22 protein-coding genes and 1 pseudogene are annotated in these 25236 nt (G+C 62.9%); 17 read left to right on the top strand and 6 right to left on the bottom strand.

The annotated features are described in order from the left end of the window. Positions 1-209 precede the first annotated feature (209 nt). Genes J3D60_RS23675 through J3D60_RS23610 form a run of 14 tightly spaced genes read left to right on the top strand, consistent with a single transcriptional unit; the run spans position 210 to position 13316 of the window. Positions 210-944, top strand: a complete 735-nt coding sequence (locus J3D60_RS23675; protein WP_065925691.1) for a glycosyltransferase family 2 protein — start codon at positions 210-212, stop codon at positions 942-944. Then, on the top strand, positions 941-1876 hold the full coding sequence (locus J3D60_RS23670; protein ID WP_065940809.1) for a glycosyl transferase: 936 nt from the start codon (positions 941-943) through the stop codon (positions 1874-1876). The genes J3D60_RS23675 and J3D60_RS23670 overlap by 4 nt, the downstream gene beginning before the upstream one ends. Further along, positions 1860-3401 (top strand): histidine ammonia-lyase, encoded by a 1542-nt coding sequence (gene hutH, locus J3D60_RS23665; RefSeq protein ID WP_253493017.1) that lies wholly within the window; start codon positions 1860-1862, stop codon positions 3399-3401. The genes J3D60_RS23670 and hutH overlap by 17 nt, the downstream gene beginning before the upstream one ends. After that, complete coding sequence (locus J3D60_RS23660; RefSeq protein WP_253493016.1) at positions 3394-3822, top strand: thioesterase family protein; 429 nt, start codon at positions 3394-3396, stop codon at positions 3820-3822. Before hutH ends, J3D60_RS23660 begins: the two co-directional genes overlap by 8 nt. Beyond that, entirely contained in the window at positions 3816-4508 is a 693-nt protein-coding gene (locus tag J3D60_RS23655; protein ID WP_253493015.1) for an outer membrane lipoprotein carrier protein LolA, read from the top strand. The genes J3D60_RS23660 and J3D60_RS23655 overlap by 7 nt, the downstream gene beginning before the upstream one ends. Further along, complete coding sequence (locus tag J3D60_RS23650; protein ID WP_253493014.1) at positions 4498-6810, top strand: MMPL family transporter; 2313 nt, start codon at positions 4498-4500, stop codon at positions 6808-6810. The genes J3D60_RS23655 and J3D60_RS23650 overlap by 11 nt, the downstream gene beginning before the upstream one ends. Before the next feature lie 33 nt (positions 6811-6843). Further along, entirely contained in the window at positions 6844-8091 is a 1248-nt protein-coding gene (locus tag J3D60_RS23645) for an NAD(P)/FAD-dependent oxidoreductase (RefSeq protein ID WP_253493013.1), read from the top strand. Further along, positions 8088-8822, top strand: a complete 735-nt coding sequence (locus J3D60_RS23640; protein ID WP_253493012.1) for a class I SAM-dependent methyltransferase — start codon at positions 8088-8090, stop codon at positions 8820-8822. The genes J3D60_RS23645 and J3D60_RS23640 overlap by 4 nt, the downstream gene beginning before the upstream one ends. Further along, on the top strand, positions 8819-9301 hold the full coding sequence (locus J3D60_RS23635; RefSeq protein ID WP_065940802.1) for a hypothetical protein: 483 nt from the start codon (positions 8819-8821) through the stop codon (positions 9299-9301). The genes J3D60_RS23640 and J3D60_RS23635 overlap by 4 nt, the downstream gene beginning before the upstream one ends. Continuing rightward, positions 9298-10464, top strand: a complete 1167-nt coding sequence (locus J3D60_RS23630) for a beta-ketoacyl-[acyl-carrier-protein] synthase family protein (protein ID WP_253493011.1) — start codon at positions 9298-9300, stop codon at positions 10462-10464. The genes J3D60_RS23635 and J3D60_RS23630 overlap by 4 nt, the downstream gene beginning before the upstream one ends. After that, positions 10461-10922 carry a hotdog family protein gene (locus J3D60_RS23625; protein WP_253493009.1) on the top strand — a complete coding sequence of 154 codons (462 nt, stop codon included), beginning with the start codon at positions 10461-10463 and terminating at the stop codon, positions 10920-10922. The genes J3D60_RS23630 and J3D60_RS23625 overlap by 4 nt, the downstream gene beginning before the upstream one ends. Next, a complete protein-coding gene (fabG, locus tag J3D60_RS23620; RefSeq protein ID WP_253493007.1) occupies positions 10919-11647 on the top strand; it encodes a 3-oxoacyl-ACP reductase FabG in 729 nt (242 codons plus the stop codon). Before J3D60_RS23625 ends, fabG begins: the two co-directional genes overlap by 4 nt. Then, positions 11647-12873, top strand: a complete 1227-nt coding sequence (locus tag J3D60_RS23615; protein ID WP_253493005.1) for a beta-ketoacyl-ACP synthase — start codon at positions 11647-11649, stop codon at positions 12871-12873. The genes fabG and J3D60_RS23615 overlap by 1 nt, the downstream gene beginning before the upstream one ends. A gap of 26 nt (positions 12874-12899) precedes the next feature. Further along, on the top strand, positions 12900-13316 hold the full coding sequence (locus J3D60_RS23610; RefSeq protein ID WP_065940797.1) for a hypothetical protein: 417 nt from the start codon (positions 12900-12902) through the stop codon (positions 13314-13316). 80 nt (positions 13317-13396) lie between these two features. Here J3D60_RS23610 and J3D60_RS23605 read toward each other — a convergent pair whose 3' ends face one another. Then, on the bottom strand, positions 13397-13807 hold the full coding sequence (locus J3D60_RS23605) for a hypothetical protein (RefSeq protein ID WP_253493003.1): 411 nt from the start codon (positions 13805-13807) through the stop codon (positions 13397-13399). A 183-nt stretch (positions 13808-13990) separates the two neighbouring features. On the opposite strand from J3D60_RS23605, the gene J3D60_RS23600 reads away from it, so the two are divergent. After that, on the top strand, positions 13991-14176 hold the full coding sequence (locus tag J3D60_RS23600; RefSeq protein WP_141696573.1) for a hypothetical protein: 186 nt from the start codon (positions 13991-13993) through the stop codon (positions 14174-14176). A 291-nt stretch (positions 14177-14467) separates the two neighbouring features. Beyond that, positions 14468-14674 (top strand): hypothetical protein, encoded by a 207-nt coding sequence (locus J3D60_RS23595; RefSeq protein ID WP_253493001.1) that lies wholly within the window; start codon positions 14468-14470, stop codon positions 14672-14674. Between the two features lie 293 nt (positions 14675-14967). On the opposite strand, the gene J3D60_RS23590 is transcribed toward J3D60_RS23595, so the two are convergent. Beyond that, positions 14968-15861, bottom strand: a complete 894-nt coding sequence (locus J3D60_RS23590; RefSeq protein WP_253492999.1) for a LysR family transcriptional regulator — start codon at positions 15859-15861, stop codon at positions 14968-14970. 124 nt (positions 15862-15985) lie between these two features. Between J3D60_RS23590 and J3D60_RS23585 the strand changes: the two genes are divergently transcribed. Further along, positions 15986-17254, top strand: a complete 1269-nt coding sequence (locus J3D60_RS23585; protein WP_253492997.1) for an MFS transporter — start codon at positions 15986-15988, stop codon at positions 17252-17254. 26 nt (positions 17255-17280) lie between these two features. On the opposite strand, the pseudogene J3D60_RS23580 reads toward J3D60_RS23585, so the two are convergent. From J3D60_RS23580 to gltB, 4 genes and pseudogenes are all read right to left on the bottom strand, one after another. Further along, positions 17281-17775 (bottom strand): annotated as a pseudogene (locus J3D60_RS23580) (cytochrome b/b6 domain-containing protein); the annotation flags it as partial. Between the two features lie 195 nt (positions 17776-17970). Further along, on the bottom strand, positions 17971-19038 hold the full coding sequence (gene hemE / locus J3D60_RS23575) for a uroporphyrinogen decarboxylase (RefSeq protein WP_253492995.1): 1068 nt from the start codon (positions 19036-19038) through the stop codon (positions 17971-17973). Positions 19039-19279: 241 nt separating this feature from the next. Beyond that, positions 19280-20698: an FAD-dependent oxidoreductase gene (locus tag J3D60_RS23570; protein WP_027605000.1), complete on the bottom strand. Its 1419-nt coding sequence runs from the start codon at positions 20696-20698 to the stop codon at positions 19280-19282. A 32-nt stretch (positions 20699-20730) separates the two neighbouring features. Then, positions 20731-25176, bottom strand: coding sequence for a glutamate synthase large subunit (gene gltB, locus J3D60_RS23565; protein WP_253492993.1), 4446 nt, complete (start codon positions 25174-25176; stop codon positions 20731-20733). Positions 25177-25236: the final 60 nt, after the last annotated feature.

Genomic DNA, 25236 nt, shown 5'->3' with positions numbered 1-25236 from the left:
AACGGGCATCCTGTGGCGAGCGGGCTTGCCCCGCGTTGGGCTGCGAAGCGGCCCCAAAACCTGCGCCGGAGGTCTGTCTGACACGCCTCGGTTACCTTACTGGGGCCGCTCCGCGGCCCAACGCGGGGCAAGCCCGCTCACCACAACAAGCCGGCTCACCACAACAAACCCGCTCGCCACAGGTTATTTACCAGACGCTGAGGGTTCCCATGCATAACCCCTGCGCCCTGATCCCGGTCTATAACCACGAAGCCGCCGTGCCCGCCGTGGTCCACAGCCTGTTGAACAGTGGCCTGCCGTGCCTGTTGGTGGACGATGGCAGCAGCCCGGCCTGCGCAGCGGTGCTGGCGCAACTGGCGCGGCTGGACAATGTCACCCTGCTGACCCTGCCGACCAATCAGGGCAAGGGCGGCGCGGTGATGGCGGGCTTTCGCGAAGCGGCACGCCTGGGCTTCAGCCACGCCTTGCAGGTCGACGCCGACGGCCAGCACGACCTGCGCGAAGTCGAGACGTTTATCGACGCGTCCCGCAGGCAGCCCAACGCAATCATCTGCGGCTACCCCGAATACGACGAAAGCGTGCCCAAGGGCCGTTTGTACGCGCGTTACCTGACCCATGTGTGGGTGTGGATCAACACCCTGTCGCTGCAGATCCGCGACTCGATGTGCGGCTTTCGCGTGTACCCGCTGGCACCGGTGCTAGCGCTGATGGACTCGGCCTATATCGGCACGCACATGGACTTCGACTCCGACATCCTCGTGCGCCTGGCCTGGCGCAACCAGCCGATGCGCTGGCTGCCGACCCAGGTGCATTACCCCGCCGACGGCCTGTCGCACTTCCGCCTGTTCCGCGACAACGTGCGCATCAGCGCCATGCACACCCGCCTGTTCTTCGGCATGTTGGTGCGTGCGCCGCTGATCCTGTGGCGACGGTGGCAGGCATGAGCGACAGCACCAAGCACTGGGCCGACCGCGAAGAGCGCGGCAGCTACTGGCTGATGAAATTCACCGCCCTCGCCGCCAAGGTCCTCGGCCGCCGCCTGCTGAGCCCGGTGCTGTATGGCATCGTGTTGTACTTCTTCCTGTTCGGCCGCACCGCGCGCCAGAGCGCCTGGCAATACCAGCAGCGCCTGGCCGACTGGAGCGGGCGCGATGAACTGCGCCCCAGCCAGCGCAGAGTCTTTGCCCAGTTCATGGCCTTCGCCGATGCCCTGCTCGACAAACTCGACGTGTGGAACGGCAAGCTGCGCCTGGAACAGATCGACATCAACGACCCGGCGAAACTGCGCGGGCAACTGCGTGGAGGGCGCGGGCAGATGCTGGTGGGCGCCCACCTGGGCAACCTCGAAGTGTGCCGCGCGCTGGCGGAAATCGGCGAACAGGTCACCATGAACGTGCTGGTGCACACCAAGCACGCCGAACGCTTCAACCGCCTGCTGGGCGAAGCCGGTGCCACCCACTTGCGCCTGATCCAGGTCAGCGAGCTGGACCCGGCCACCATGCTGCTGCTCAGCCAGCGCCTGGACGACGGCGAATGGCTGGCGATTGCCGGCGACCGCGTGCCCTTGCATGGCGGGCGCACGGTGCGCGTGGACTTCCTCGGCCATGACGCTGCCTTCCCCCAAGGCCCGTGGCTGCTGGCGGGCCTGCTGAAATGCCCGGTCAACCTGCTGATGTGCCTGAAACACCAGGGCCGCTATCGCCTGACCATCGAGCCCTTCGCGCAATTGATCGAATGGAAACGCAGCACCCGCGAGCAGGTCATCGCCCTGTGGACCGCGCGCTACGCCGCACGCCTGGGCCAGTTCTGCCTGGAAGCGCCCCAACAATGGTTCAACTTTTACCCTTTCTGGAAGACCGATGACGACGCATCTTGAGCCGGTAACCTTTGGCGAACGCCCCCTGCGCATCGAAGACGTGCTGGCCCTGGCCAACCGTCAGGTGCCTACCCAGCTGCAAGGCGATGCCGCGTATCGCCAGCGCATCGCCAAGGGCGCGCAGTTCCTCGACTCGCTGCTGGACAAGGAAGGCGTGATCTACGGCGTGACCACCGGCTACGGTGACTCCTGCGTGGTCGCGGTGCCGTTGCAACATGTCGAGGCCCTGCCCCGTCACCTGTACACCTTCCACGGTTGCGGCCTGGGCAAGTTGCTCGACGCCCAAGCCACCCGTGCGGTGCTGGCGGCGCGCTTGCAGTCGCTGTGCCACGGTGTCTCCGGGGTGCGCGTGGAACTGCTGGAGCGCCTGCATGCCTTCCTCGAATACGACGTACTGCCGCTGATCCCGGAAGAAGGCTCGGTGGGCGCCAGCGGTGACCTGACCCCGCTGTCCTACGTGGCCGCGACCCTGTCCGGCGAGCGCGAAGTGCTGTTCCGTGGCGAGCGCCGCCAGGCAGCCGACGTGCACCGCGAACTCGGCTGGGAGCCGCTGGTACTGCGCCCCAAGGAAGCCCTGGCCCTGATGAACGGCACCGCGGTGATGACTGGCATCGCTTGCCTGGCCTTCGCCCGTGCCGACTACCTGCTGCAACTGGCCACGCGCATCACCGCGCTGAACGTGGTGGCGCTGCAAGGCAACCCGGAACACTTCGACGAGCGCCTGTTCGCCGCCAAGCCCCATCCAGGGCAGATGCAAGTCGCCGCCTGGCTGCGCAAGGACCTGGCGATCGACGCGCCGACCGCGCCGCTGCATCGCCTGCAGGATCGCTACTCGCTGCGCTGCGCGCCCCACGTCCTCGGCGTGCTGGCCGACAGCCTGAACTGGCTGCGTTCGTTTATCGAGATCGAGCTGAACAGCGCCAACGACAACCCGATCATCGACGCCGAAGAAGAACGCGTGCTGCATGGCGGGCACTTCTACGGTGGGCATATCGCCTTTGCCATGGACAGCCTCAAGACCCTGGTGGCCAACGTCGCCGACCTGCTTGACCGCCAGCTCGCCCTGCTGGTGGACGTGCGCTACAACCACGGCCTGCCGAGCAACCTGTCCGGCGCACCGGCGGACCGCGCGATGATCAACCACGGTTTCAAGGCGGTGCAGATCGGCACCAGCGCCTGGACCGCCGAAGCGCTGAAAAACACCATGCCGGCCAGCGTGTTCTCGCGCTCCACCGAGTGCCACAACCAGGACAAGGTGAGCATGGGCACCATCGCCGCCCGCGATGCGATCCGCGTGCTGGAGCTGACCGAACAGGTCGCCGCCGCCACCCTGCTCGCCGCCAACCAGGGTGTGTGGCTGCGCGCCCAGGCCGACGACGCACGCCCGTTGCCGCCGGCGCTGGCGGCCATGCATGCAGAGCTGGCCCAGGACTTCCCGCCGGTCATCGAAGACCGTGCCCTCGAAGGCGAACTGCGCCTGTGCCTGCAACGCATCGCCGAGCAACACTGGAGGCTGCATGCGTAGCCCTGGCGTACTGCACAGCGATACCGAAATCCTGGTGCCGTTTTTTGACGTCGACACGATGAACGTCGTCTGGCACGGGCATTACGTGAAGTACCTGGAAATCGCACGCTGCGCGCTGCTGGACAAGATCGGCCACAACTACACGGCGATGCTCGAAGCCGGCTACGCCTGGCCGGTGATCGACATGCAACTGCGCTATGTGCGCGGTGCGGTGTTCGGCCAGACGATCAACGTGCGCGCCAGCCTGGTGGAGTGGGAGAACCGCTTGAAGGTCAATTACCTGATCACCGACCTGGCCAGCGGCGAGCGCCTGACCCGCGCCAGCACTGTGCAGGTGGCGGTGGACATCGCCACTCGCGAGATGCAGCTGGCGTCCCCCAAAGTATTCACCGACGCCGTCGAAAGGGCCCTGAAATGCTGACCCCGTTCTCTGTAGGAGCGAGCTTGCTCGCGAAGATCGTCAACGATAACGCGGGTTTCCTGATCCCCCGCGGCGCTCTCGGGTTTTTCGCGAGCAAGCTCGCGCCTACAGTGTTGGTGTTGTTGGGTTTTTCGGGGGCGGCACACGCCTTCGACCTGCAACAACTCAGCGACCAACTGGCAAAGCCAACGGTCATTCACGGCAGCTTCATCCAGGAAAAACACCTGCGTGCGCTGCCGCAGCCGTTGGTCAGCAAAGGCACCTTCGTCCTGGCCAAGGACCACGGCCTGCTGTGGCTGCTGAAAACCCCGCTGCAACAGGACTACCGCATCAGCGCCCAGGGCATCGCCCGGCGTGACGCGAATGGCTGGCAGTTGCTGCCGAACAAGAGCGCCGGTGCCGAACAGAACCGTCTGTTCCTCGCCGTGCTCCAGGGCGACAGCAGCGGCTTGCAGCGCGACTTCGAGCTGCAACTGCAAGGCGAAGCCCGGCAATGGAAGCTCACGCTGATCCCGCGTTCACTGCTGCTCAAGCAGGTATTCACCCAGATCAATATCGACGGTGATGAACTGGTGCAGAAGATCGAACTGCTGGAAACCCAAGGCGACAGCACTGTGCTGCGCATGCAGGACAGCAGCGCCGGCCAGCCATTGAGCGACGCGGAGCAACACGACTTTGCCCAGTGAGCGCCTGCTGCCCCGCCTGTTCCTGATCCTGCTGGTGGCCGTGCTGGCCCTGGCCGGCTGGCAGTGGCGCGATGGTGCACCGCTGTCGGCCAACCTGATGGAGCTGGTGCCGGGCAGTACGCCGGACGCCCTGGAACTGCAAGCCGAACAGCGCATGCAGGAGCCGCTCAACCGCGAAATGCTGGTGTTGGTGGGGCACGCCGATCGCCAGCAAGCGGTGGCCGTGGCCCAGCAATTGGGCGAGCGCTGGCAGGCCAGCGGCTTGTTCGAGAAGGTCCAATGGAACCTGCAAGCCGACCTGCCGGCACTGCGTGAACAGTTGCTGCGCGGACGCCTGGCGATGCTCTCGGCCAAGGACCGCGAACAACTGATCGACCACCCCGACGCGTTCATTCAGCAACGGGTGCAGTCGCTGTTCGACCCCTTCACCGGCTTCAGCCTGGTGCCGAGCCAGGACGACTGGCTGGGCCTCACCGGGCGCATCCAGAACAGCCAGCCGCAGCACGGCTCGGTGCAACTGGACATCGGCAGCGGCGCCTTGATCGCCGATGCCGACGGCAAAAGCTGGGTGCTGCTGCGGGCGCGTACCACCGGCAATGCCTTCGACATGAAACTGCCGCTGCAAGTGGCGGATCTGCTCCAGGCCAGCCGCACGCAGGCCGGCGAACACGGCGCGCAATTGCTCGCCGCCAGCGGTTTGCTTTACGCGGCGAACGGCCAGCAACAGGCCACGCGGGAAATCACCTGGGTCGGCGGCGGCGCCACCGTCGGCATTCTGCTGTTGCTGTTGCTGGCGTTCCGCCGCTGGCGAGTGCTGCTGGCGTTTGTACCGGTGCTGGTGGGCATGCTGTTTGGTGCCGTCGCTTGCGTGGCGCTGTTCGGCCATATGCATGTGATGACCCTGGTGCTCGGCTCCAGCCTGATCGGCGTCGCGGTGGATTACCCGCTGCACTACCTGTCGAAAAGCTGGAGCATGAACCCCTGGCGCAGTTGGCCGGCATTGCGCCTGACGCTGCCAGGGCTGAGCCTGAGCCTGGCCACCAGCTGCATCGGCTACCTGGCGCTGGCCTGGACCCCCTTCCCGGCCTTGACGCAGATCGCGGTGTTCTCCGCCGCAGGCCTGGTCGGCGCCTACCTGTCAGCGGTGTGCCTGCTGCCGGCACTGCTCAAGGGTGTCGAACTGCGCCCGGCACAATGGCCGCTGCGCGTCGCCGAATGCCTGTGGCGGGTGCGGGCCGCCTTGCTCAAGCGTGTGCCCAGTCCGGTGCTGCTGGTGTGGGTGCTGCTGTTCTGCGCCGGCGGCCTTTGGCAGTTGAACAGCAAAAACGATATCCGCCAGTGGATCGGCGCGCCGCCGCAGTTGCTGCAAGAGGCACAGGCCGTGGCGCGCATTACCGGTTTCCAGCCCACCAGCCAGTTTTTCCTGATACGGGCCGACAACCAGCCGCAGTTGCTGGAGCGCCAAGCCGCCCTGGGCCAACGCCTGGACCAGTTGGTGAATATGGACAAGCTCCAGGGTTACCTGGCGCTCAACCAACTGGTCAGCCTGCCCGCCGAACAGCAGCAACTGCGCGACGCCCTGAGCACACTTCCACAGCACTGGCAGCCGCTGCTGGACCTCGGCGTGCCCGCCGGCGCCCTGCACGCCGAAGTCGCGCAACTGCAAGCGCTGCCCACCGAAGACATCGACGCTGCACTGGTGGGCCCCTTGGCCGAACCCTGGCGCACCCTGTGGCTGGGCCCGGTGGACGGCGGCGTGGCGGCCATGGTCAGCCTGCAGGGCTTGAACAACCCGGCGCTGCTGCGGGTGCAAGCCGTGGACCTGCCCGGCGTGCAGTTGGTGGATCGTCTCGGGGATTTGAACCGTGTGTTCGCCGACACGCAGATCAGCGCCGCCGAATTGAAGTTGATGTCGTGCGTGCTGATCGTGCTGTTACTGATCCTGCCGTTCGGCTTCGGCGGGGCCTTGCGCATCGTCGCCCTGCCGTTGCTGGCGGCGCTGTGCAGCCTGGCCAGCCTGGGTTGGCTGGGTCAGCCGCTGACCCTGTTCAGCCTGTTCGGGTTGCTGCTGGTCACGGCCATCAGTGTCGACTATGCGATTTTGATGCGCGAACAGATCGGCGGCCCCGCGGTCAGCCTTTTAGGGACGCTGCTGGCAGCGCTGACGACCTGGTTGTCGTTCGGCCTGCTGGCGGTGTCCAGTACCCCGGCAGTGAGTAATTTCGGCCTGTCGGTCAGCCTGGGCCTGGCATTCAGCTTTATGCTGGCGCCCTGGGCCGGCCAACGGAAACACGCCTCATGAATGTAGTTATCGCCAAAGCGGCAAGGAGCCCTCGTGCCCATAGTTGAAATGGAACGTCGCCAAGTGGTGGTGATTGGTGCCGGGCCATCCGGCGCGATTGCCGCCGCACTGCTTAAACGCAAAGGGCATGATGTATTGATCATCGAGCGCCAGCATTTTCCGCGCTTCTCGATCGGCGAAAGCCTGCTGTCGCACTGCATCGATTTTATCGAGGAAGCCGGCATGCTCGATGCCGTGAACGCGGCGGGTTTCCAGGTAAAAACAGGTGCCGCGTTCGCCTGGGGCGAGCGTTACAGCGCGTTCGATTTCGGTGACACCTTCAGCAACGGCAAGCCCACTACCTTCCAGGTGCAGCGCGGCGAGTTCGACAAGTTGCTGGCCGATCAGGCCACACAGCAAGGCGTCGACATCCGCTACGGCGAAACCATCGTCGGCGTGGATTTCTCCGGTGAGTGCCGCTACCTGCATGTGCGCCGTGAGAACGGCAGCGAGTACCACATCAAGGCCAAGTTTGTGCTCGACGCCAGCGGCTACGGCCGCGTGCTGCCGCGCCTGCTCGACCTGGAGGCGCCGTCGAATTTCCCGCTGCGCCAGGCGGTGTTCACCCACGTTGAAGACCGCATCGAACACCCAGGCTTCGACCGCACCAAGATCCTGGTCACCACGCACCCTACGAAGCGCGACATCTGGTTCTGGACCATCCCGTTCAGCAACGGTCGCTGCTCGGTGGGCGTGGTTGCAGCCAAGGAGCATTTCGACGGTCGCGACGCTGACCTCGACGCCTGCCTGCGCGGCTTTATCGACGAAACCCCGAGCTTGTCCGGCGTGCTGGACAACGCCGTATGGGACACGCCAGCGCGCACCATCGGCGGCTACTCGGCCAACGTCAAAACCCTGCACGGCCCCGGCTTTGCGTTGCTGGGCAATGCGGCGGAATTCCTCGACCCGGTGTTCTCCTCCGGCGTGACCATCGCCATGCGCTCGGCGAGCATGGCCGCCGGCGTGCTGCATCGTCAGCTCAAAGGCGAGACAGTGGACTGGCAAACCGAGTTTGCCGAGCCGCTCAAGCGTGGTGTCGACACCTTCCGCTGCTATGTCGAAGGCTGGTATGCAGGCACCTTCCAGGATGTGATTTTCCACCCCGGCAGCTCACCGGACATTCGCCGGATGATCAGTTCGATCCTCGCCGGTTACGCGTGGGACGAACGCAACCCGTTTGTCAGCGAGCCCAAGCGGCGCTTGCGGATGTTGTCGGAAATTTGCGCGAGTGAACCGGTATGACGTCTCAATACCTGAGTAAAAACTACGTCGAAGAAACCCGCTTCGGCTTCTGGTTCCTGCGCAGCCATACCTGGCAGCACCATGTATTGCGCGTGGCAATCAACGACCTGCGCAGCCTGTTCACCGACCCGTTGCCTGAGGCGCCGGTGCTGCTGGACGCCGGGTGCGGACAGGGCAAGTCATTCCAGTACTTGCAGCAGGTGTTTGCCCCCGCGCGCCTGATCGGCCTGGATGCCGACCCCCACAGCCTGGAGCTGAGCAAGGCCGAAGCCGCGCGCCAGGGCCTGGCCATCGAATTGATCGGCAGCGACTGCGCCACCCTCGATGTGCCGGACGCCAGCGTCGACATCCTGTTCTGCCACCAGACCTTCCATCACCTGGTTGAACAGCATCGCGCACTCAAGGAGTTCTACCGGGTGCTCAAGCCGGGCGGTTACTTGCTGTTTGCCGAATCCACCGAAGCCTATATCGACACCTGGGTCATTCGCTGGCTGTTCCGCCATCCCATGCATGTGCAGAAAAGCGCCGAAGAGTACCTGCAGATGCTCCGCGAGCAGGGCTTTGAGTTCGGCCCGCAGAACGTTTCGTACCCCTACCTGTGGTGGAGCCGTTCCCGCGACTTCGGCCTGCTGGAGCGCTGGGGCCTGCGTAACCCGCCGCCGGTGGGCCAGCGTGAGGAAACCCTGGTCAACTGCGTGGCGCGCAAACCCCTGGCGAGCGCCGCACCATGATGCGCAGCCTGTTGATCGGTTGCCTGTTGCTGCTGAGCGCCTGCGCCAGCCAGGCGCCGCTGCCTGAAAAAACCCCGACCCTGGCCTTGCCGCTACAGCTGCATGTGCAGCGCCTGGCGGACGGCCAGAGCCAGGACTGGCTGCTGGTGATCCAACGCGAAGGCGGCGCAATCCGCTGGTCGATGATGGACCCCCTGGGCATTCCCCAGGCCCGGCAAAAACTGATCGATGGCCAGTGGCAGGCCGACGGCCTGCTGCCGCCCAATCCCCAGGCACGCGAGCTGTTTGCCGCACTCTTGTTTGCCTTGACCTCGGCCGATGACGTGCGCGCGCTCTACCCCGGCGCCCAGGCAATGGACCTCACACGCACCCTGCCGGGCCATTGGCAGATCGTCTACCAATCGTCAGAAGTCTTCAGTGTGAACATGAGCGGCCAGCCCTTGAGCTACCGCATCACGCCACTCGGTGCCGCCCGATGAGCGCCTACCTCAACGCCCTCGGCGTGATTTGCGCCCTCGGCCGTGGCCAGGCCGCCGTCAGTCGCAGCCTGTTTGCCGGCGACTGCTCGGGGATGCGCGCCGAGAGCGGCTGGGTGCCGGAGCGCACGCTGCCGGTGGGCAGTGTGCACGGCGAGCTGGCGACCATTCCGACGGAGCTCGGCCAGCAAAGCAGCCGCAATAATCAACTGCTGCTGGAGGCGGCGCTGCAGATCGAGGGCGAGATTCGCCAGGCGATCCACCGCTATGGCGCCTCGCGGGTCGGGGTCGTGCTCGGCACCAGCACCTCCGGCATCGACGAAGCCAGCCGCGGTATCGCCCAGTACCTGCGCGATCAGCACTTCCCCAGCGACTACGACTACCAGCAACAGGAACTCAGCGCCCCGGCGAATTTTCTCGCCGACTGGCTGCAACTGAGCGGCCCGGCCTATGTGATTTCCACCGCCTGCACCTCCAGCGCCCGGGCCTTGATGAGCGCACAACGCCTGCTCGACCTGGGAGTGTGCGACGCGGTGCTCTGCGGCGGCGTCGACAGCCTGTGCAAGCTGACCCTCAATGGGTTCGGCGCGTTGGAAGCCGTGTCCAATGAACGCTGCAACCCGTTTTCGGTGAACCGCAACGGCATCAATATCGGCGAAGCGGCGGTGCTGTTCCTGATGACTAAAGCGCCTGCGGCGATCGCCCTGCTGGGCAGCGGTGCGAGTTGCGATGCGCACCATATCTCCGCGCCGGAACCCACCGGCAAAGGCGCGTTGCAGGCGATGCGCAAGGCCCTGGCCAGTGCGAACGTGCAGCCCGGGCAGATCGGCTACCTGAACCTGCACGGCACCGCCACCCAACACAACGACGCCATGGAAAGCCTGGCCGTCGCCAGCCTGTTCCCCGAAGGCGTGACCTGCTCGTCGACCAAACCCATGAGCGGCCACACCCTGGGCGCGGCCGGCGCGCTGGAAGCCGCGTTCTGCTGGCTGAGCCTGGCCCATGGCCGGGTGCCGCCGCACGTGTGGGACGGTCAGGCCGACCCCGCGCTGCCCGCCCTGCAATGGGCGCAGGCGGGGGACACCTTGGAAAAACGCTGCCTGATGAGCAACTCGTTTGCCTTCGGCGGCAACAATGTCAGCCTGATAATCGGAGAGGCCCCATGACCGATTGGCCACTCGCCGAACTGCTGCCCCACGCGGGCGACATGATCCTGATCGACCAGGTGCTGTCGTTCGATGAAGAGCAGATTCACACCCGCCTCACCATCAAGCCCGGCGGCCTGTTCAACCGCCCTGACGGCAGCCTGCCGGCCTGGGTCGGCATCGAGTTGATGGCGCAGAGCGTCGCCGCTTATGCCGGCTGCCGCGCCCGTCAAAAGGGTGAAGCGGTGGAACTGGGCTTCCTGCTCGGCACACGCAAGTTCGAGTGCAACGTGGAACACTTCCCGGCCGGCGCCGAGTTGAACATCCACGGCCTGCGTTCCCTGGAAGACGACAACGGCATGGGTGTGTTCGAATGCCACCTCACCGGTAGCGGTATCCAGGCCAGTGCGCGCTTGAATGTATTTCGACCGCCCCAGGCGGCCAACTATTTAGATGAATCGAAGGACGAAACGCCATGACTGAACCCGTACTGGTCACCGGCTCCAGCCGTGGCATCGGCCGCGCCATTGCCCTGCGCCTGGCCCAGGCCGGGCATGACATCGTGCTGCATTGCCGCAGCGGTCGGGCCGAAGCCTGCGCGGTACAGGTCGAGATCGAGGCCCTGGGCCGCCAGGCGCGGGTGCTGCAATTCGATGTGGCGGACCGCGCCGCGTGCAAGCAGATCCTTGAGGCCGATGTTGAGCAACACGGGGCTTATTACGGCGTGGTGCTCAACGCCGGCCTGACCCGCGACGGCGCCTTCCCGGCCTTGTCGGAAGACGATTGGGACGTGGTGATGCGCACCAACCTGGATGGCTTCTACAACGTGCTGCACCCGGTGATGATGCCGATGATTCGTCGTCGCGCAGCCGGGCGTATCGTGTGCATCACCTCGGTCTCCGGGTTGATCGGCAACCGTGGCCAGGTCAACTACAGCGCCTCCAAGGCCGGCCTGATCGGTGCGGCCAAGGCCCTCGCCATCGAACTGGGCAAGCGCAAGATCACCGTCAACTGCGTCGCCCCCGGCCTGATCGACACCGCCATGCTGGATGAAAACGTACCGGTGGAAGAACTGATGAAGATGATCCCGGCGCAACGCATGGGCACCCCGGAAGAAGTCGCCGGTGCGGTGAATTTCCTGATGTCGGCCGAAGCCGGCTATATCACGCGCCAGGTCCTGGCCGTGAATGGAGGCCTGTGCTGATGAAACGCGTCGTCGTTACCGGCATGGCCGGCATGACCTCCCTGGGCAGTGACTGGGAGACGATCTCGGCCAACTTTCGCGCCAACCGCAGCGGCATCCGACGCATGGACGAGTGGGAGCGTTTTACCGAATTGAACACGCGCCTGGCGGGTCCGGTCGATGATTTCGTCGTGCCCGCCCATTGGACGCGCAAGCAACTGCGCAGCATGGGCCGCGTCTCGCGCCTGGCGGTGTGGGCCGCGGAGCAGGCGTTGCAGGACGCGGGTTTACTCGGTGACGAGTCGATCAAGGACGGGCGCATGGGCGTCGCTTGCGGCTCGTCCACCGGCAGTACCGATGAGATCAAGGCCTTCGGCAATATGTTGCTGAACTCGGTGGCCGAGGGGCTCAATGCCAACTCCTATGTGCGCATGATGCCCCACACCACGGCGGCGAATATCAGCATCTTCTTTGGCCTCACCGGGCGGCTGATCCCCACGTCCAGCGCGTGCACCAGCGGCAGCCAGGGCATCGGCTATGCCTATGAAGCGATCAAGTTCGGCCGCCTGCCATTGATGCTCGCCGGCGGCGCCGAGGAGCTGTGCCCCACCGAAGCCATGGTGTTCGACGCGCTGTATGCCACCAGCCTGAAGAACGACGCGCCGCAGACCAGCCCACGCCCCTACGACAGCGGCCGCGACGGCCTGGTGATCGGCGAAGGCGGCGGCATGCTGGTGCTCGAAGAGCTGGAACACGCACTGGCGCGGGGCGCGCATATCCATGCCGAGATCGTCGGCTTCGGCAGCAATGCCGACGGCCAGCACACCACGCGCCCGGAGCAGAAAACCATGCGCCGCGCCATGGAGCTGGCCCTGGAAGATGCGGGCCTGGAGCCTGCCGCCATCGGCTACGTCAACGGCCACGGCACCGCCACCGACCAGGGCGACATCGCCGAAACCCAGGCCACCAGCAGTCTGTTCGGCAATCGCATGCCCATCAGCTCACAGAAAAGCTTCCTCGGCCATACCTTGGGCGCCTGCGGTGCGCTGGAATCGTGGTTCAGCATCGAGATGATGAACCGCGACCAGTACGTGCACACCTTCAACCTGGACTCCGTCGACCCGCAATGCGGCGAGCTGGATTACCTGCAGGGTGAGTTTCGCGAGATGCACCACGACTACGTGATGAACAACAACTTTGCCTTTGGCGGCGTCAATACGTCGCTGATCTTCCGCCGCTGGTCCTGACTTTTTAATCGATTGGAGAATACGGAATGTCTTCCTTGCTACGCGCTACGCTGATCACCCTGGCCCTGCTGACCACCGCCGGCTGTACCAGTAAACCGATCCTCAACACCCAGCACGACCTTCCGGCCAACGCCCAGGTCAGTGAAGAGAAAATGAAAACGGTGATCGTCAACGCCCTGCAAAAACGCGAGTGGACGGTGCAACGCCTGAGCCCGCAGCTGGTGCAGGCCGAGATCACCGTGCGCAACCAGTACTACGCGGCCATCGACATCCGCTACACCCGCAATAGCTACGCCATCACCTACCGCGACAGCCGCGAGCTGGGCTACAAGGACGGCAAGATCCATCGCAACTACAACCGTTGGGTGAGCATGCTGGACCGCGACATCATGGCCGCATTGCGCGCCAGTGGCATGAACGTGACAGAACCGGCGACGCCATGAGTTACGTAGCACGCAGAGCGGGGTAATTAGCAGCAAAACCCTGCCGACCACGGCAGGGTTCATTGATAACGGCACGTTCCTCAATAACTAATGCTTCCGCCGCCTTCCTGGCTGATTTGAATACTGTTGCCGTTATTTCCGTTGTTCCCGCTATTGACATAGCGGCTATCGCCGCCCGTATTTCCATTATTGCCATAGCTGCCGTAATTACCGTAATCACCGACAGCATTACTGTTACCATTATTACCGTTATTACCTCGGTTTTCATAGTTACTCATATTACCACTATTGGCATTATTCCCATAATTGCCGTAGTTACCACTCCCGCCAATCACCCCACGATTATTATTATTGCCATTATTGCCGTGGTTCTCATAAACAGACTTCACCCCGGTGTTGTCATTGTTCCCATAACTACCGTAGTTACCCGCCCCCGAAGAGTTACCGTATCCCGCGTATGCCGCCTGACCTACCTGACCTGTCGAACTCATCTAACACCTCACACTCAGAATTGAAGTTTATTATGATCCAGCAAGCCTGCCGAACCCTTAATTGCAATGAGAAAACAATAAAACTGTCGACACTGCACAAACACAACGCGCACAGTGACAGACGGACCCTTCAATCCAGGGCGTCTCGTCATACCTCCAAAATAACGTATAAGTGAAACAGACTTGTCAAACCCCTATACGACGACCGCTATCGCTGCCTGGCAGCAGGGCAGCCAGGCGATTGCCGTTATTACCGTTGTCACCTTGATTTTCATAGCGGCTATTGCTGCCACTGTTACCATTGTTTCCATAGTTGCCAAAATTACTGCCGTTCATACTATTGCTGCCATTATTGGTGTTTATGCTTAACTGACCAATATTTATATTAACGTTATAGTTAATCGTGACGGCCTGAGGTTTGTTTCCCTGACCAGCATCTGCCTCGTTCGGGCGAATGCCTGCACCGGTATTCCCCAGGGGGTTGCTTCGCTGATTCGGGCCTGCCGTAGTTGGCCCCTGACAATGCCGCTGCGCCCCAATGCCATTCTGGCCAGGACCAGTTCCCTGGCGTGTGTGGGCGTCGTTTGGACGGGTGCCTGCACCCGGATTTCCCCGAACATTGTTCCGTTGCTCTTGGCCTGGTGTATTTTGCGACTGACGATGCTGCCCCCCAACGCCACTTCGGCATGGGCCGGTTTCTTGGCGTTGAACTGCCTCGTATGGGCGAATGCCTGCTCCCGTGTGTCCCTGCTGCCCATAGCCTATAGGGCTTTGCCCCTCACGATGCGCGGTGGCGCCAACGCGCTGCCGGCTCCCACCACCACCACCACCACCACCACCACCACCACCACCACCACTTTGACCTGAACGGGTTACTGGACCCCCACCCTGTATTCCAAGTCGCCACAGCAACCAGTCAAGCTCAGCGCGTTCAAAACTTGCGGCGGTGGGTCCAGCGCCTCGAGAACCTGCGATCATATGAACCTCCCCCACATCGGGTATTTCAATACGAAACCTTCGGCAGGATCAGTGGCTATTCGCACAAGAAGGGTTCCAGCTTTCCCATACGAAAACTACGAACAGCCCATCTGAAAAAACGATTTTGGAGCCCACTTCAAATCAGGGATCTGACTCACCAAACGCCGTATTTCAATGCATGCCTATATCACAGCTTTACGCGTCAACAACTCCACAAACGCCTTCGCCATCGGCGTCTGCACGCCTTTGCGCTGCACCAGCCATACCGCCGTCACCGCCTCCTGATCCAGCAAGGTGCGATACACCACGCCATCGATCCGTATCCGTTGATATGACGCCGGCAGCACCGACACGCCCAAGCCCGCCGCCACCAACCCGATGATGGTCATCGCCTCCCCCGCTTCCTGGGCGAAGTGCGGGTTGAAGCCGGCATCACGGGCCAGGTTGAGCAGTTGGGCGTACAGGCCACTGCCGTAGGTGCGAGGGAAAAATACAAAGGGTTCCTCCGCCAGTTGCGCAAGGTGCAGGCCACGCTCACTGCCCTCCACTAAGGGGTGGTCAGCGTTTAATACGGCAACCAGCGGTTCGCGCATCAGCTCGATCACACTCAACGAGTCCGGCAGCGGCAGCGGACGCATCAGCCCAACCTGGATCGACTCATCCACCAGCGATTCGGCCACTTCGGTGCTGCTCATTTCCTGCAGGTTCAGGTGCACCGCCGGGAAAGCTTGGCGAAACGCGAAGATCGCCTGCGGAATCGTGGAGTTGAACGGCGCCGACGAGGTGAAGCCGATCTTCAGCTCGCCCAGCTCCCCCAACTGCGCGCGGCGGGCCACATCCGCCGCCTTGTCGACCTGGGCCAGTACCAGCCGCGCCTCGTGCAGGAACAAGCGTCCGGCCTCGCTCAGTTCGACCCGACGATTGGTCCGCTCGAATAACCGAGCCCCCACCTCCTGCTCCAGCGCCTGAATCTGCTGGCTCAATGGCGGTTGCGAGATGCCCAGCACCTGCGCGGCACGGCCGAAGTGCAACTCGTCGGCGACGGCGATGAAGTACCGCAAGTGACGTAGTTCCATGCCAGCCTCATTAGGTCGTAAAAGCTATCAAACAGGTCGAACAATATATTGGAAAGAATCATTAGCCAGCTATATTCTTTTTTGCATTGCCGGTCCTGGCAGGCTTTTCCTCCCCGAGGTCTCCGTGAAATCTGCTGTCGCTCCATTCGCCCAAGAAGTCCCGCCCACCGCCCTGGATGAGGTGGTGGCGCAGCTCAATGACGCGTACATCGAAAAAGGCACACCGATGTTCATGCGCACGGTGCTGGCGCTGTTCTCCGGCGGCTTCGCCACGTTCGCCCTGCTGTATTGCGTGCAGCCGATGATGCCGGCGCTGTCCCACGAGTTTTCGATCAATGCGGCGCAGAGCAGTCTGATCCTCTCCGTGGCCACGGCGATGCTGGCGCTGGGTTTGCTGATTACCGGGCCGATTTCCGACACCCTGGGCCGCAAGCCGGTGATGGTCGCCGCGTTGTTTTGCGCCGCGCTGGCGACCATCGCCAGCGGCCTGATGCCGTCCTGGGAAGGGATTCTGCTGATGCGTGCGCTGGTAGGCCTGTCTTTGAGCGGCCTGGCAGCCGTGGCGATGACGTACCTGAGCGAAGAGATCCACCCCCAGCACATCGGCCTGGCCATGGGCCTGTACATCGGCGGCAACGCCATCGGGGGCATGAGCGGACGCCTGATCATCGGTGTACTGATCGACTTCGTCAGCTGGCACACCGCAATGCTGATCATCGGCGCCCTGGCGCTGATTGCCGCCACGGTGTTCTGGAAGATCCTCCCCGAATCTCGCAACTTCCGCGCCAGCAGCCTCAAGCCGCGCAGCCTGGTGGATGGCTTCGTCATGCATTTCAAGGATGCCGGCCTGCCGTGGCTGTTCCTTGAAGCCTTCCTGCTGATGGGCGCATTCGTGACGATGTTCAACTACATCGGCTATCGCCTGCTGGCCGACCCCTATGACCTGAGCCAGGCCGTGGTGGGCCTGCTGTCGCTGGTGTACCTCTCGGGCATCTACAGCTCGGCGAAAATCGGCTCCCTGGCCGACCGCCTCGGCCGCCGCCGCGTGCTCTGGGCCACCATCGTGCTGATGCTCGGCGGCATGGCCCTGACCCTGTTCACCCCACTGTGGCTGGTGGTGCCGGGCATGCTGATCTTCACCTTCGGCTTCTTTGGCGCCCACTCGGTGGCCAGCAGCTGGATCGGGCGCCGCGCGGTGAAAGCCAAGGGGCAGGCGTCGTCGCTGTATCTGTTTTGCTATTACGTAGGCTCAAGCATCGCCGGGACAGCGGGCGGATTCTTCTGGCACTTCGGCGGATGGAACGGCATCGGCGCGTTTATCGTGGCGCTGTTGATGGGTGCGTTGCTGGTGGCGTTGAAACTGGCGAAGTTGCCGCCGCTGACCGCCCCTTGAACAACCGGCGCCTTGAACAACATCCGCGCCATCACCCGCTTGCCCCGGCGCTCATGCATGACGACGGCGCCGATATGCAGGACCAGCATCAGCAGCAACCCCACACACGAGAGCACATGCACACGGGTATACAGGGCGATGCGGGCCGGGTCGTGGTCGAGGGGGGCGATGGAGAGCAGGTTAAAGATATTGATCGGGCGATCCATCATCAGCACGCCGGTCGCCAACACCACGGCGAGCACCAGGTACATGGCCTTGTGAACCAGCAACGCCAGGTATTCCTGCAGTGTTCGCTTGACGGAAAAGTCCAGGCCGTGGGCAAAGGAACAATAGACCCGCAAGACAAACACCGGAATATAGACAGTGGTCAGCGACACATTGAAGAACGCCACCCACGCCTTGACCGAGGCGGGCACGCTGAATACCGCCACGAAAAAACCCGACAATAACGCCCACACAATAATGACAGCCGAAACCCAATGCAGCAGTTTCTGGCTCGTTGAATACGCTGAAGCGTTCATCCTGAGATCACCTGACAATAAACGCCATGCACTGGCGAGAGGAAGAGCCGGGTAGGATTTTTACCGAGGCGAGTTACCGGAGGCTGTAGGGGAAACCCCAAAGCACCCACACTACCAAGGCAGGACTTAACGAACGCTGAAACGCAGCGAATCCCCCTTCGCCAGGCAAAGGGGGATCCGATTCAGGCGGGAGTATTACGGGTGGTATTGCGCAGACAGCTCGTGCACGGCCTGCAGGAACGCACCCGCATGCTCCGGGTTCACTTCCGGAGTGATGCCATGGCCGAGGTTGAACACGTGGCCACTGCCTGTGCCGTAGCTGGCCAGGATGCGGCCGACTTCGGTGCGGATCGCTTCCGGCTTGGCGTACAGCACGGTCGGGTCCATGTTGCCTTGCAGCGCGACCTTGCCACCGACACGACGACGGGCTTCGCCGATATCGCAGGTCCAATCCAGACCCAGTGCATCCGCGCCAGCGTCGGCGATGCTTTCAAGCCACAGGCCACCGCCCTTGGTGAACAGGATGACCGGCACTTTACGGCCTTCGTGTTCACGGATCAGGCCGCTGACGATCTTGCGCATGTAGGCCAGGGAGAATTCCTGGTACGCCGCCGCGGACAGGTTGCCGCCCCAGGTATCGAAGATCTGCACGGCTTGCGCACCGGCCATGATCTGGCCGTTGAGGTAGGAGGTGACCGACTGGGCCAGCTTGTCCAGCAACAGGTGCATGGCTTGCGGGTTGTCGTAGAGCATGGCCTTGGTCTTGCGGAAGTCTTTCGACGAGCCGCCTTCGACCATATAGGTGGCCAGGGTCCATGGGCTGCCGGAGAAGCCGATCAGCGGCACGCGGCCGTTCAGCTCGCGGCGGATGGTGCTGACGGCGTCCATCACGTAGCCAAGGTCTTTGTGCGGGTCGGGGATCGGCAGGGCTTCGATATCGGCCAGGGTGCTGATGACTTTCTTGAAACGCGGGCCTTCGCCGGTCTCGAAGTACAGGCCTTGGCCCATGGCGTCAGGGATGGTGAGGATGTCGGAGAAGAGGATGGCCGCGTCCAGTTGCGGGTAGCGGTCCAGTGGCTGCAGCGTGACTTCGCAGGCGAACTCCGGGTTCATGCACAGGCTCATGAAGTCGCCGGCGTGGGCGCGACTGGCGCGGTATTCCGGCAGGTAGCGACCGGCTTGACGCATCATCCACACGGGGGTGACGTCCACGGGTTGCTTGAGCAGGGCACGAAGGAAACGGTCGTTCTTGAGGGCAGTCATGTCGGCATCCGCAAAAAAAGTGCGGGCATTTTCTCAGAGCGCGACGCAAAAGGCACGGCAAGAGCGGTGCCTTTTGTCTATCGGGTCAATTTGTCGCGGACATGGAAGCGCTGCAAAACCAATGTGGGAGGGGGCTTGCCCCCGATTGCGGTGTGTCAGTTTCAGTATCTGTCACTGAACCACCGCAATCGGGAGCAAGCCCCCTCCCACATTTTGATCGCATTTCAACCTGGGATCAGGGTCAGACTTGCAGGTAGTCCAGGATCCCTTCGGCGGCATTGCGGCCTTCGAAGATCGCCGTTACCACTAGGTCAGACCCGCGCACCATATCGCCACCGGCGAAGATTTTCGGATTGCTGGTCTGGTGCTTGTACTGGCCTTGTTCCGGGGCGACAACACGGCCCTGGCTGTCGGTCTGGATCTCGAACTGCTCAAACCACGGCGCCGGGCTTGGGCGGAAACCGAAAGCGATGACCACGGCGTCGGCCGGGATGATCTCTTCGGAGCCCGGGATCGGCTCGGGGCTGCGACGGCCACGGGCGTCCGGTTCGCCGAGACGGGTCTCGACCACCTTCACGCCTTCGACGCGGTCTTCACCGACGATGGCGATCGGCTGGCGGTTGTAGAGGAATTTCACGCCTTCTTCCTTGGCGTTCTTCACCTCTTTGCGCGAGCCGGGCATGTTGGCTTCGTCACGGCGATACGCACAGGTCACCGACTTCGCGCCCTGGCGGATCGAGGTACGGTTGCAGTCCATCGCGGTGTCGCCGCCGCCGAGGACCACGACCTTCTTGCCTTTCATGTCGACGAAATCTTCCGGCGACTTTTCAAAGCCCAGGTTGCGGTTGACGTTGGCGATCAGAAAATCCAACGCGTCGTAAACGCCCGGCAGGTCCTCACCGGCAAAGCCGCCCTTCATGTAGGTGTAGGTGCCCATGCCCATGAACACGGCATCGTATTCGGCGAGCAGCTGCTCCATGGTCACGTCTTTGCCGATTTCGGTGTTCAGGCGGAACTCGATGCCCATGCCGGTGAAGACTTCGCGGCGATTGCTCAACACGGTCTTTTCCAGCTTGAACTCGGGGATGCCGAAGGTCAGCAGGCCGCCGATTTCCGGGTTCTTGTCGAACACCACCGGGGTCACGCCGCCGCGCACCAGCACGTCGGCACAGCCCAGGCCCGCCGGGCCCGCACCGATGATCGCGACACGCTTGCCGGTCGGCTTGACCTTGGACATGTCCGGACGCCAGCCCATGGCGAACGCGGTATCGGTGATGTACTTCTCCACCGAACCGATGGTCACCGCGCCGAAACCGTCGTTCAGGGTGCAGGCACCCTCGCACAGACGGTCCTGCGGGCACACCCGGCCGCAGACTTCCGGCAGGGTGTTGGTCTGGTGGGACAGCTCGGCGGCGGCGAGGATGTTGCCCTCGGCCACCAGCTTGAGCCAGTTGGGAATGAAGTTGTGCACCGGGCACTTCCATTCGCAATACGGGTTACCGCAACCCAGGCAGCGGTGGGCCTGATCGGCCGAGTGCTGGGGTTTGAAGGGCTCGTAGATTTCCACGAACTCTTTCTTGCGTTGACGCAACAGTTTCTTCTTCGGATCTTTGCGCCCGACATCGATGAACTGGAAGTCGTTATTCAGACGTTCAGCCATGTTAAAACCTCATCAAACTCTTCAGGCGCATATCACTGCGGGTTGGCACGGATGCTGGAAAGCAACGATTTCAGGTTGGCAGCCTTGGGCTTGACCAGCCAGAAACGACGCAGGTAATCATCGAGGTTTTCGGCGAGGTTACGACCCCATTCGCTGCCGGTCTCCTCGACGTACTCGTCCAGCACGTGCTGCAAGTGGTTCCGGTAGGATTCCATGGCTTCGCCGCTGATCCGCTGGATCTCGACCAACTCGTGGTTGACCTTGTCGACGAAGGTGTTGTCCTGGTCGAGCACGTAGGCGAAACCGCCGGTCATGCCCGAACCGAAGTTGTAACCGGTCTTGCCCAGTACCGCGACAAAGCCACCGGTCATGTACTCGCAGCAGTGATCGCCCGTGCCTTCCACCACGGTGTGGGCACCGGAGTTACGCACGGCGAAACGCTCACCGGCCGTACCCGCGGCGAACAGCTTGCCACCGGTGGCGCCGTACAGGCAGGTGTTGCCGATGATGGCACTGTCCTGGGTCTTGTAGACGCTGCCTTTGGGCGGAACGATGACCAGCTTGCCGCCGGTCATGCCCTTGCCTACGTAGTCGTTGGCGTCGCCTTCCAGGTACATGTGCAGGCCGCCGGCGTTCCACACGCCGAAGCTCTGGCCCGCAGTGCCCTTGAAGCGGAAGGTGATCGGCGCCTTGGCCATGCCCTGGTTGCCGTGCTTGCGCGCGATTTCGCCGGAGATGCGTGCGCCGATGGAACGGTCACAGTTGCAGATATCCAGGGCGAATTCGCCACCGCTGGCGTCGTTGATCGAAGAAGAAGCCATCTCGACCATCTTCTCGGCCAGCAGGCCTTTGTCGAACGGCGGGTTGCGGTCCACCTGGCAGAATTGTGGCTTGTCTGCCGGGATGTGATCGCTGCCCAACAACGGCGTCAGGTCCAGGTGCTGTTGCTTGGCGGTCTGGCCTTCGAGGATGTCCAGCAGGTCGGTGCGACCGATCAGCTCTTCCAGGGAACGCACGCCCAGCTTGGCCAGCCACTCACGGGTTTCTTCGGCGACGTAGGTGAAGAAGTTCACCACCATGTCGACGGTGCCGATGTAGTGATCCTTGCGCAGCTTTTCGTTTTGAGTGGCGACGCCTGTGGCGCAGTTGTTCAGGTGGCAGATGCGCAGGTATTTGCAGCCCAGGGCGATCATCGGCGCGGTGCCGAAGCCGAAGCTCTCGGCGCCGAGGATGGCGGCCTTGATCACGTCGAGGCCGGTTTTCAGGCCACCGTCGGTCTGCACCCGCACTTTGCCGCGCAGATCGTTGCCGCGCAGGGTCTGGTGGGTTTCCGCCAGGCCCAGTTCCCACGGTGCGCCGGCGTACTTGATCGAGGTCAGCGGCGATGCGCCGGTGCCACCGTCATAGCCGGAGATGGTGATCAGGTCGGCATAGGCCTTGGCCACGCCGGCGGCGATGGTACCGACGCCCGCCTCTGCGACCAGTTTCACCGAGACCAGGGCCTGCGGGTTGACTTGCTTCAGGTCGAAAATCAGCTGCGACAAGTCTTCAATCGAGTAGATGTCGTGGTGCGGCGGCGGCGAGATCAGGGTCACGCCCGGTACCGCATAACGCAGCTTGGCGATCAGACCGTTGACCTTGCCGCCCGGCAGCTGGCCGCCCTCACCGGGCTTGGCGCCCTGAGCCACCTTGATCTGCAGCACTTCAGCGTTGACCAGGTATTCCGGGGTCACACCGAAACGGCCAGTGGCAACCTGCTTGATTTTCGAACTCTTGATCGTGCCGTAGCGCGCCGGGTCTTCACCGCCTTCACCGGAGTTGGAACGCGCACCCAGGCGGTTCATGGCTTCGGCCAGGGCTTCGTGGGCCTCAGGCGACAAGGCGCCGAGGGAAATACCGGCGGAGTCGAAGCGCTTGAGGATCGATTCCAGCGGTTCGATATCGCTGATGGCCAGCGGCGTATCCAGGGTCTTCACCTTGAACAGGTCGCGGATCATCGACACCGGGCGGTTATCCACCAGCGCGGTATATTCCTTGAACTTGGCGTAGTCGCCCTGCTGCACGGCGGCTTGCAGGGTGCTCACCACGTCCGGGTTGTAGGCGTGGTATTCGCCACCGTGCACGAACTTGAGCAGGCCACCTTGCTGGATCGGCTTGCGCGCGCTCCAGGCTTCGGCGGCCAGGGCTTTCTGTTCGGCTTCGATGTCGACGAAACGCGCACCCTTGATGCGGCTCGGCACGCCACGGAAGCTCAGCTCGCAAACTTCTTCCGACAGGCCGATGGCTTCGAACAACTGCGCGCCACGGTAGGAGGTGACGGTGGAGATGCCCATCTTCGACAGGATCTTCAGCAGGCCCTTGGTGATGCCCTTGCGGTAGTTCTTGAACACCTCGTAGAGGTCGCCCAGTACTTCACCGGTACGGATCAAGTCACCCAGCACTTCATAGGCGAGGAACGGGTACACCGCCGAGGCGCCGAAGCCGATCAACACCGCAAAGTGGTGCGGGTCGCGGGCGGTAGCGGTTTCCACGAGGATGTTGGAGTCGCAGCGCAGGCCTTTTTCGGTCAGGCGGTGGTGCACCGCGCCGGTGGCCAGGGACGCGTGGATCGGCAACTTGCCTGGAGCGATATGGCGGTCGGTCAGCACGATCTGGGTACGGCCGGCGCGCACGGCTTCTTCGGCCTGGTCGGCGACGTTGCGCACAGCGGCTTCAAGGCCGAGGCTCTCGTCGTAGTTCAGGTCGATGATCTGGCGGTCGAAACCTGGGCGTTCCAGGGTCATCAGCGAACGCCACTTGGCCGGGGAAACGACCGGCGAGCTGAGGATCACACGGGAGGCGTGCTCAGGCGACTCCTGGAAGATGTTGCGCTCGGCACCGAGGCAGACTTCCAGGGACATCACGATGGCTTCGCGCAGCGGGTCGATCGGTGGGTTGGTCACCTGGGCGAACTGCTGGCGGAAATAGTCGTACGGCGTGCGCACGCGCTGGGACAGCACGGCCATCGGCGTGTCATCGCCCATGGAGCCGACCGCCTCGTAGCCTTGCTCACCGAGCGGGCGCAGCACCTGGTCGCGCTCTTCGAACGTGACCTGGTACATCTTCATGTACTGCTTGAGCTGGTCGATGTCGTAGAACGCCGAACCGTGGTCGTTGTCTTCCATGGTCGCCTGGATGCGCAGGGCGTTCTTGCGCAGCCATTGCTTGTACGGGTGACGGGACTTCAAGCGGTTGTCGATGGCATCGGTGTCGAGGATCTGGCCGGTTTCGGTGTCCACGGCGAGGATCTGGCCAGGGCCTACACGGCCTTTAGCGATCACGTCTTCCGGCTTGTAGTCCCACACGCCGATTTCCGAGGCCAGGGTGATGAAACCGTTGGTGGTCGTGACCCAGCGGGCCGGGCGCAGACCGTTACGGTCGAGCAGGCACACCGCGTAGCGACCGTCGGTCATGACCACGCCGGCCGGGCCGTCCCACGGCTCCATGTGCATCGAGTTGTACTCGTAGAATGCACGCAGGTCCGGGTCCATGGTCTCGACGTTCTGCCACGCAGGCGGAATGATCATGCGCACGCCACGGAACAGGTCGATGCCGCCGGTGACCATCAGTTCGAGCATGTTGTCCATGCTGGAGGAGTCGGAACCCACGCGGTTGACCAGCGGGCCGAGTTCTTCCAGGTCCATCAAATCGTTGGCGAACTTGGTGCGGCGGGCCACGGCCCAGTTGCGGTTGCCGGTGATGGTGTTGATCTCGCCGTTGTGGGCGAGGAAGCGGAATGGCTGGGCCAGCGGCCATTTCGGCAGGGTGTTGGTGGAGAAGCGCTGGTGGAACACGCAAATGGCGGTTTGCAGGCGCTCATCGCTCAGGTCTGGATAGAAGGCGGTCAAGTCCGCCGGCATCATCAGGCCTTTATAAATGATGGTCTTGTGGGAAAAACTGCAGATGTAGTGGTCGGCATCGGCGGCGTTGGCCACGGACGAGCGACGACGGGACGTGAACAGCTTGATCGCCATGTCCTGGTCGCTCAGGCCGTCGCCTGCGATGAACACTTGTTCGATCTGCGGCAGGCGCTCCAGGGCCAGGCGGCCGAGCACGCTGGTGTCGATCGGCACTTTGCGCCAGCCGACCAGTTGCAGGCCGGCGGCGAGGATCTCGCGGTTCATGTTCTCGCGAGCGGCTTCGGCTTTGACCGGGTCCTGGTTGAAAAACACCATGCCTACGGCGTACTGCTTGGGCAGGTCGACCGAGAAATGCTCCTTGGCGACCGCGCGCAGGAACTGGTCGGGCTTTTGAATCAGCAAGCCGCAACCGTCACCGGTCTTGCCGTCGGCGTTGATCCCACCGCGGTGGGTCATGCAGGTCAGGGCCTCGATGGCCGTTTGCAAAAGGGTATGACTGGGCTCGCCCTGCATATGGGCTATCAGGCCGAAACCGCAGTTATCCTTGAATTCATCGGGTTGGTACAGACCTGCTTTCATAGACACTTTCTCACCAGGCTGCCTCTTATACCGAGGCAAATTTCTTTTCAATTCAACCGG

The sequence above is a fragment of the Pseudomonas sp. S3E17 genome (genome assembly GCF_024168685.1).
Taxonomy (GTDB): Bacteria; Pseudomonadota; Gammaproteobacteria; order Pseudomonadales; family Pseudomonadaceae; genus Aquipseudomonas; species Aquipseudomonas marginalis.
The sequence above is the reverse complement of the archived record's forward strand: the minus strand, read 5'-3'. Positions and strand labels throughout refer to the sequence as shown.

What these genes read in the sequence shown, in the direction of transcription:
- J3D60_RS23605 (WP_253493003.1), bottom strand. Translation starts at nt 13,807, where the DNA reads ATGAGTTCGACAGGTCAGGTAGGTCAGGCGGCATACGCGGGATACGGT.
- fabG (WP_253493007.1), top strand. Translation starts at nt 10,919, where the DNA reads ATGACTGAACCCGTACTGGTCACCGGCTCCAGCCGTGGCATCGGCCGC.
- J3D60_RS23635 (WP_065940802.1), top strand. Translation starts at nt 8,819, where the DNA reads ATGATGCGCAGCCTGTTGATCGGTTGCCTGTTGCTGCTGAGCGCCTGC.
- J3D60_RS23670 (WP_065940809.1), top strand. Translation starts at nt 941, where the DNA reads ATGAGCGACAGCACCAAGCACTGGGCCGACCGCGAAGAGCGCGGCAGC.
- hemE (WP_253492995.1), bottom strand. Translation starts at nt 19,038, where the DNA reads ATGACTGCCCTCAAGAACGACCGTTTCCTTCGTGCCCTGCTCAAGCAA.
- J3D60_RS23675 (WP_065925691.1), top strand. Translation starts at nt 210, where the DNA reads ATGCATAACCCCTGCGCCCTGATCCCGGTCTATAACCACGAAGCCGCC.
- J3D60_RS23590 (WP_253492999.1), bottom strand. Translation starts at nt 15,861, where the DNA reads ATGGAACTACGTCACTTGCGGTACTTCATCGCCGTCGCCGACGAGTTG.
- J3D60_RS23655 (WP_253493015.1), top strand. Translation starts at nt 3,816, where the DNA reads ATGCTGACCCCGTTCTCTGTAGGAGCGAGCTTGCTCGCGAAGATCGTC.
- hutH (WP_253493017.1), top strand. Translation starts at nt 1,860, where the DNA reads ATGACGACGCATCTTGAGCCGGTAACCTTTGGCGAACGCCCCCTGCGC.
- J3D60_RS23595 (WP_253493001.1), top strand. Translation starts at nt 14,468, where the DNA reads ATGCTGCCCCCCAACGCCACTTCGGCATGGGCCGGTTTCTTGGCGTTG.
- J3D60_RS23615 (WP_253493005.1), top strand. Translation starts at nt 11,647, where the DNA reads ATGAAACGCGTCGTCGTTACCGGCATGGCCGGCATGACCTCCCTGGGC.
- J3D60_RS23610 (WP_065940797.1), top strand. Translation starts at nt 12,900, where the DNA reads ATGTCTTCCTTGCTACGCGCTACGCTGATCACCCTGGCCCTGCTGACC.
- J3D60_RS23660 (WP_253493016.1), top strand. Translation starts at nt 3,394, where the DNA reads ATGCGTAGCCCTGGCGTACTGCACAGCGATACCGAAATCCTGGTGCCG.
- J3D60_RS23630 (WP_253493011.1), top strand. Translation starts at nt 9,298, where the DNA reads ATGAGCGCCTACCTCAACGCCCTCGGCGTGATTTGCGCCCTCGGCCGT.
- J3D60_RS23570 (WP_027605000.1), bottom strand. Translation starts at nt 20,698, where the DNA reads ATGGCTGAACGTCTGAATAACGACTTCCAGTTCATCGATGTCGGGCGC.
- J3D60_RS23640 (WP_253493012.1), top strand. Translation starts at nt 8,088, where the DNA reads ATGACGTCTCAATACCTGAGTAAAAACTACGTCGAAGAAACCCGCTTC.
- gltB (WP_253492993.1), bottom strand. Translation starts at nt 25,176, where the DNA reads ATGAAAGCAGGTCTGTACCAACCCGATGAATTCAAGGATAACTGCGGT.
- J3D60_RS23625 (WP_253493009.1), top strand. Translation starts at nt 10,461, where the DNA reads ATGACCGATTGGCCACTCGCCGAACTGCTGCCCCACGCGGGCGACATG.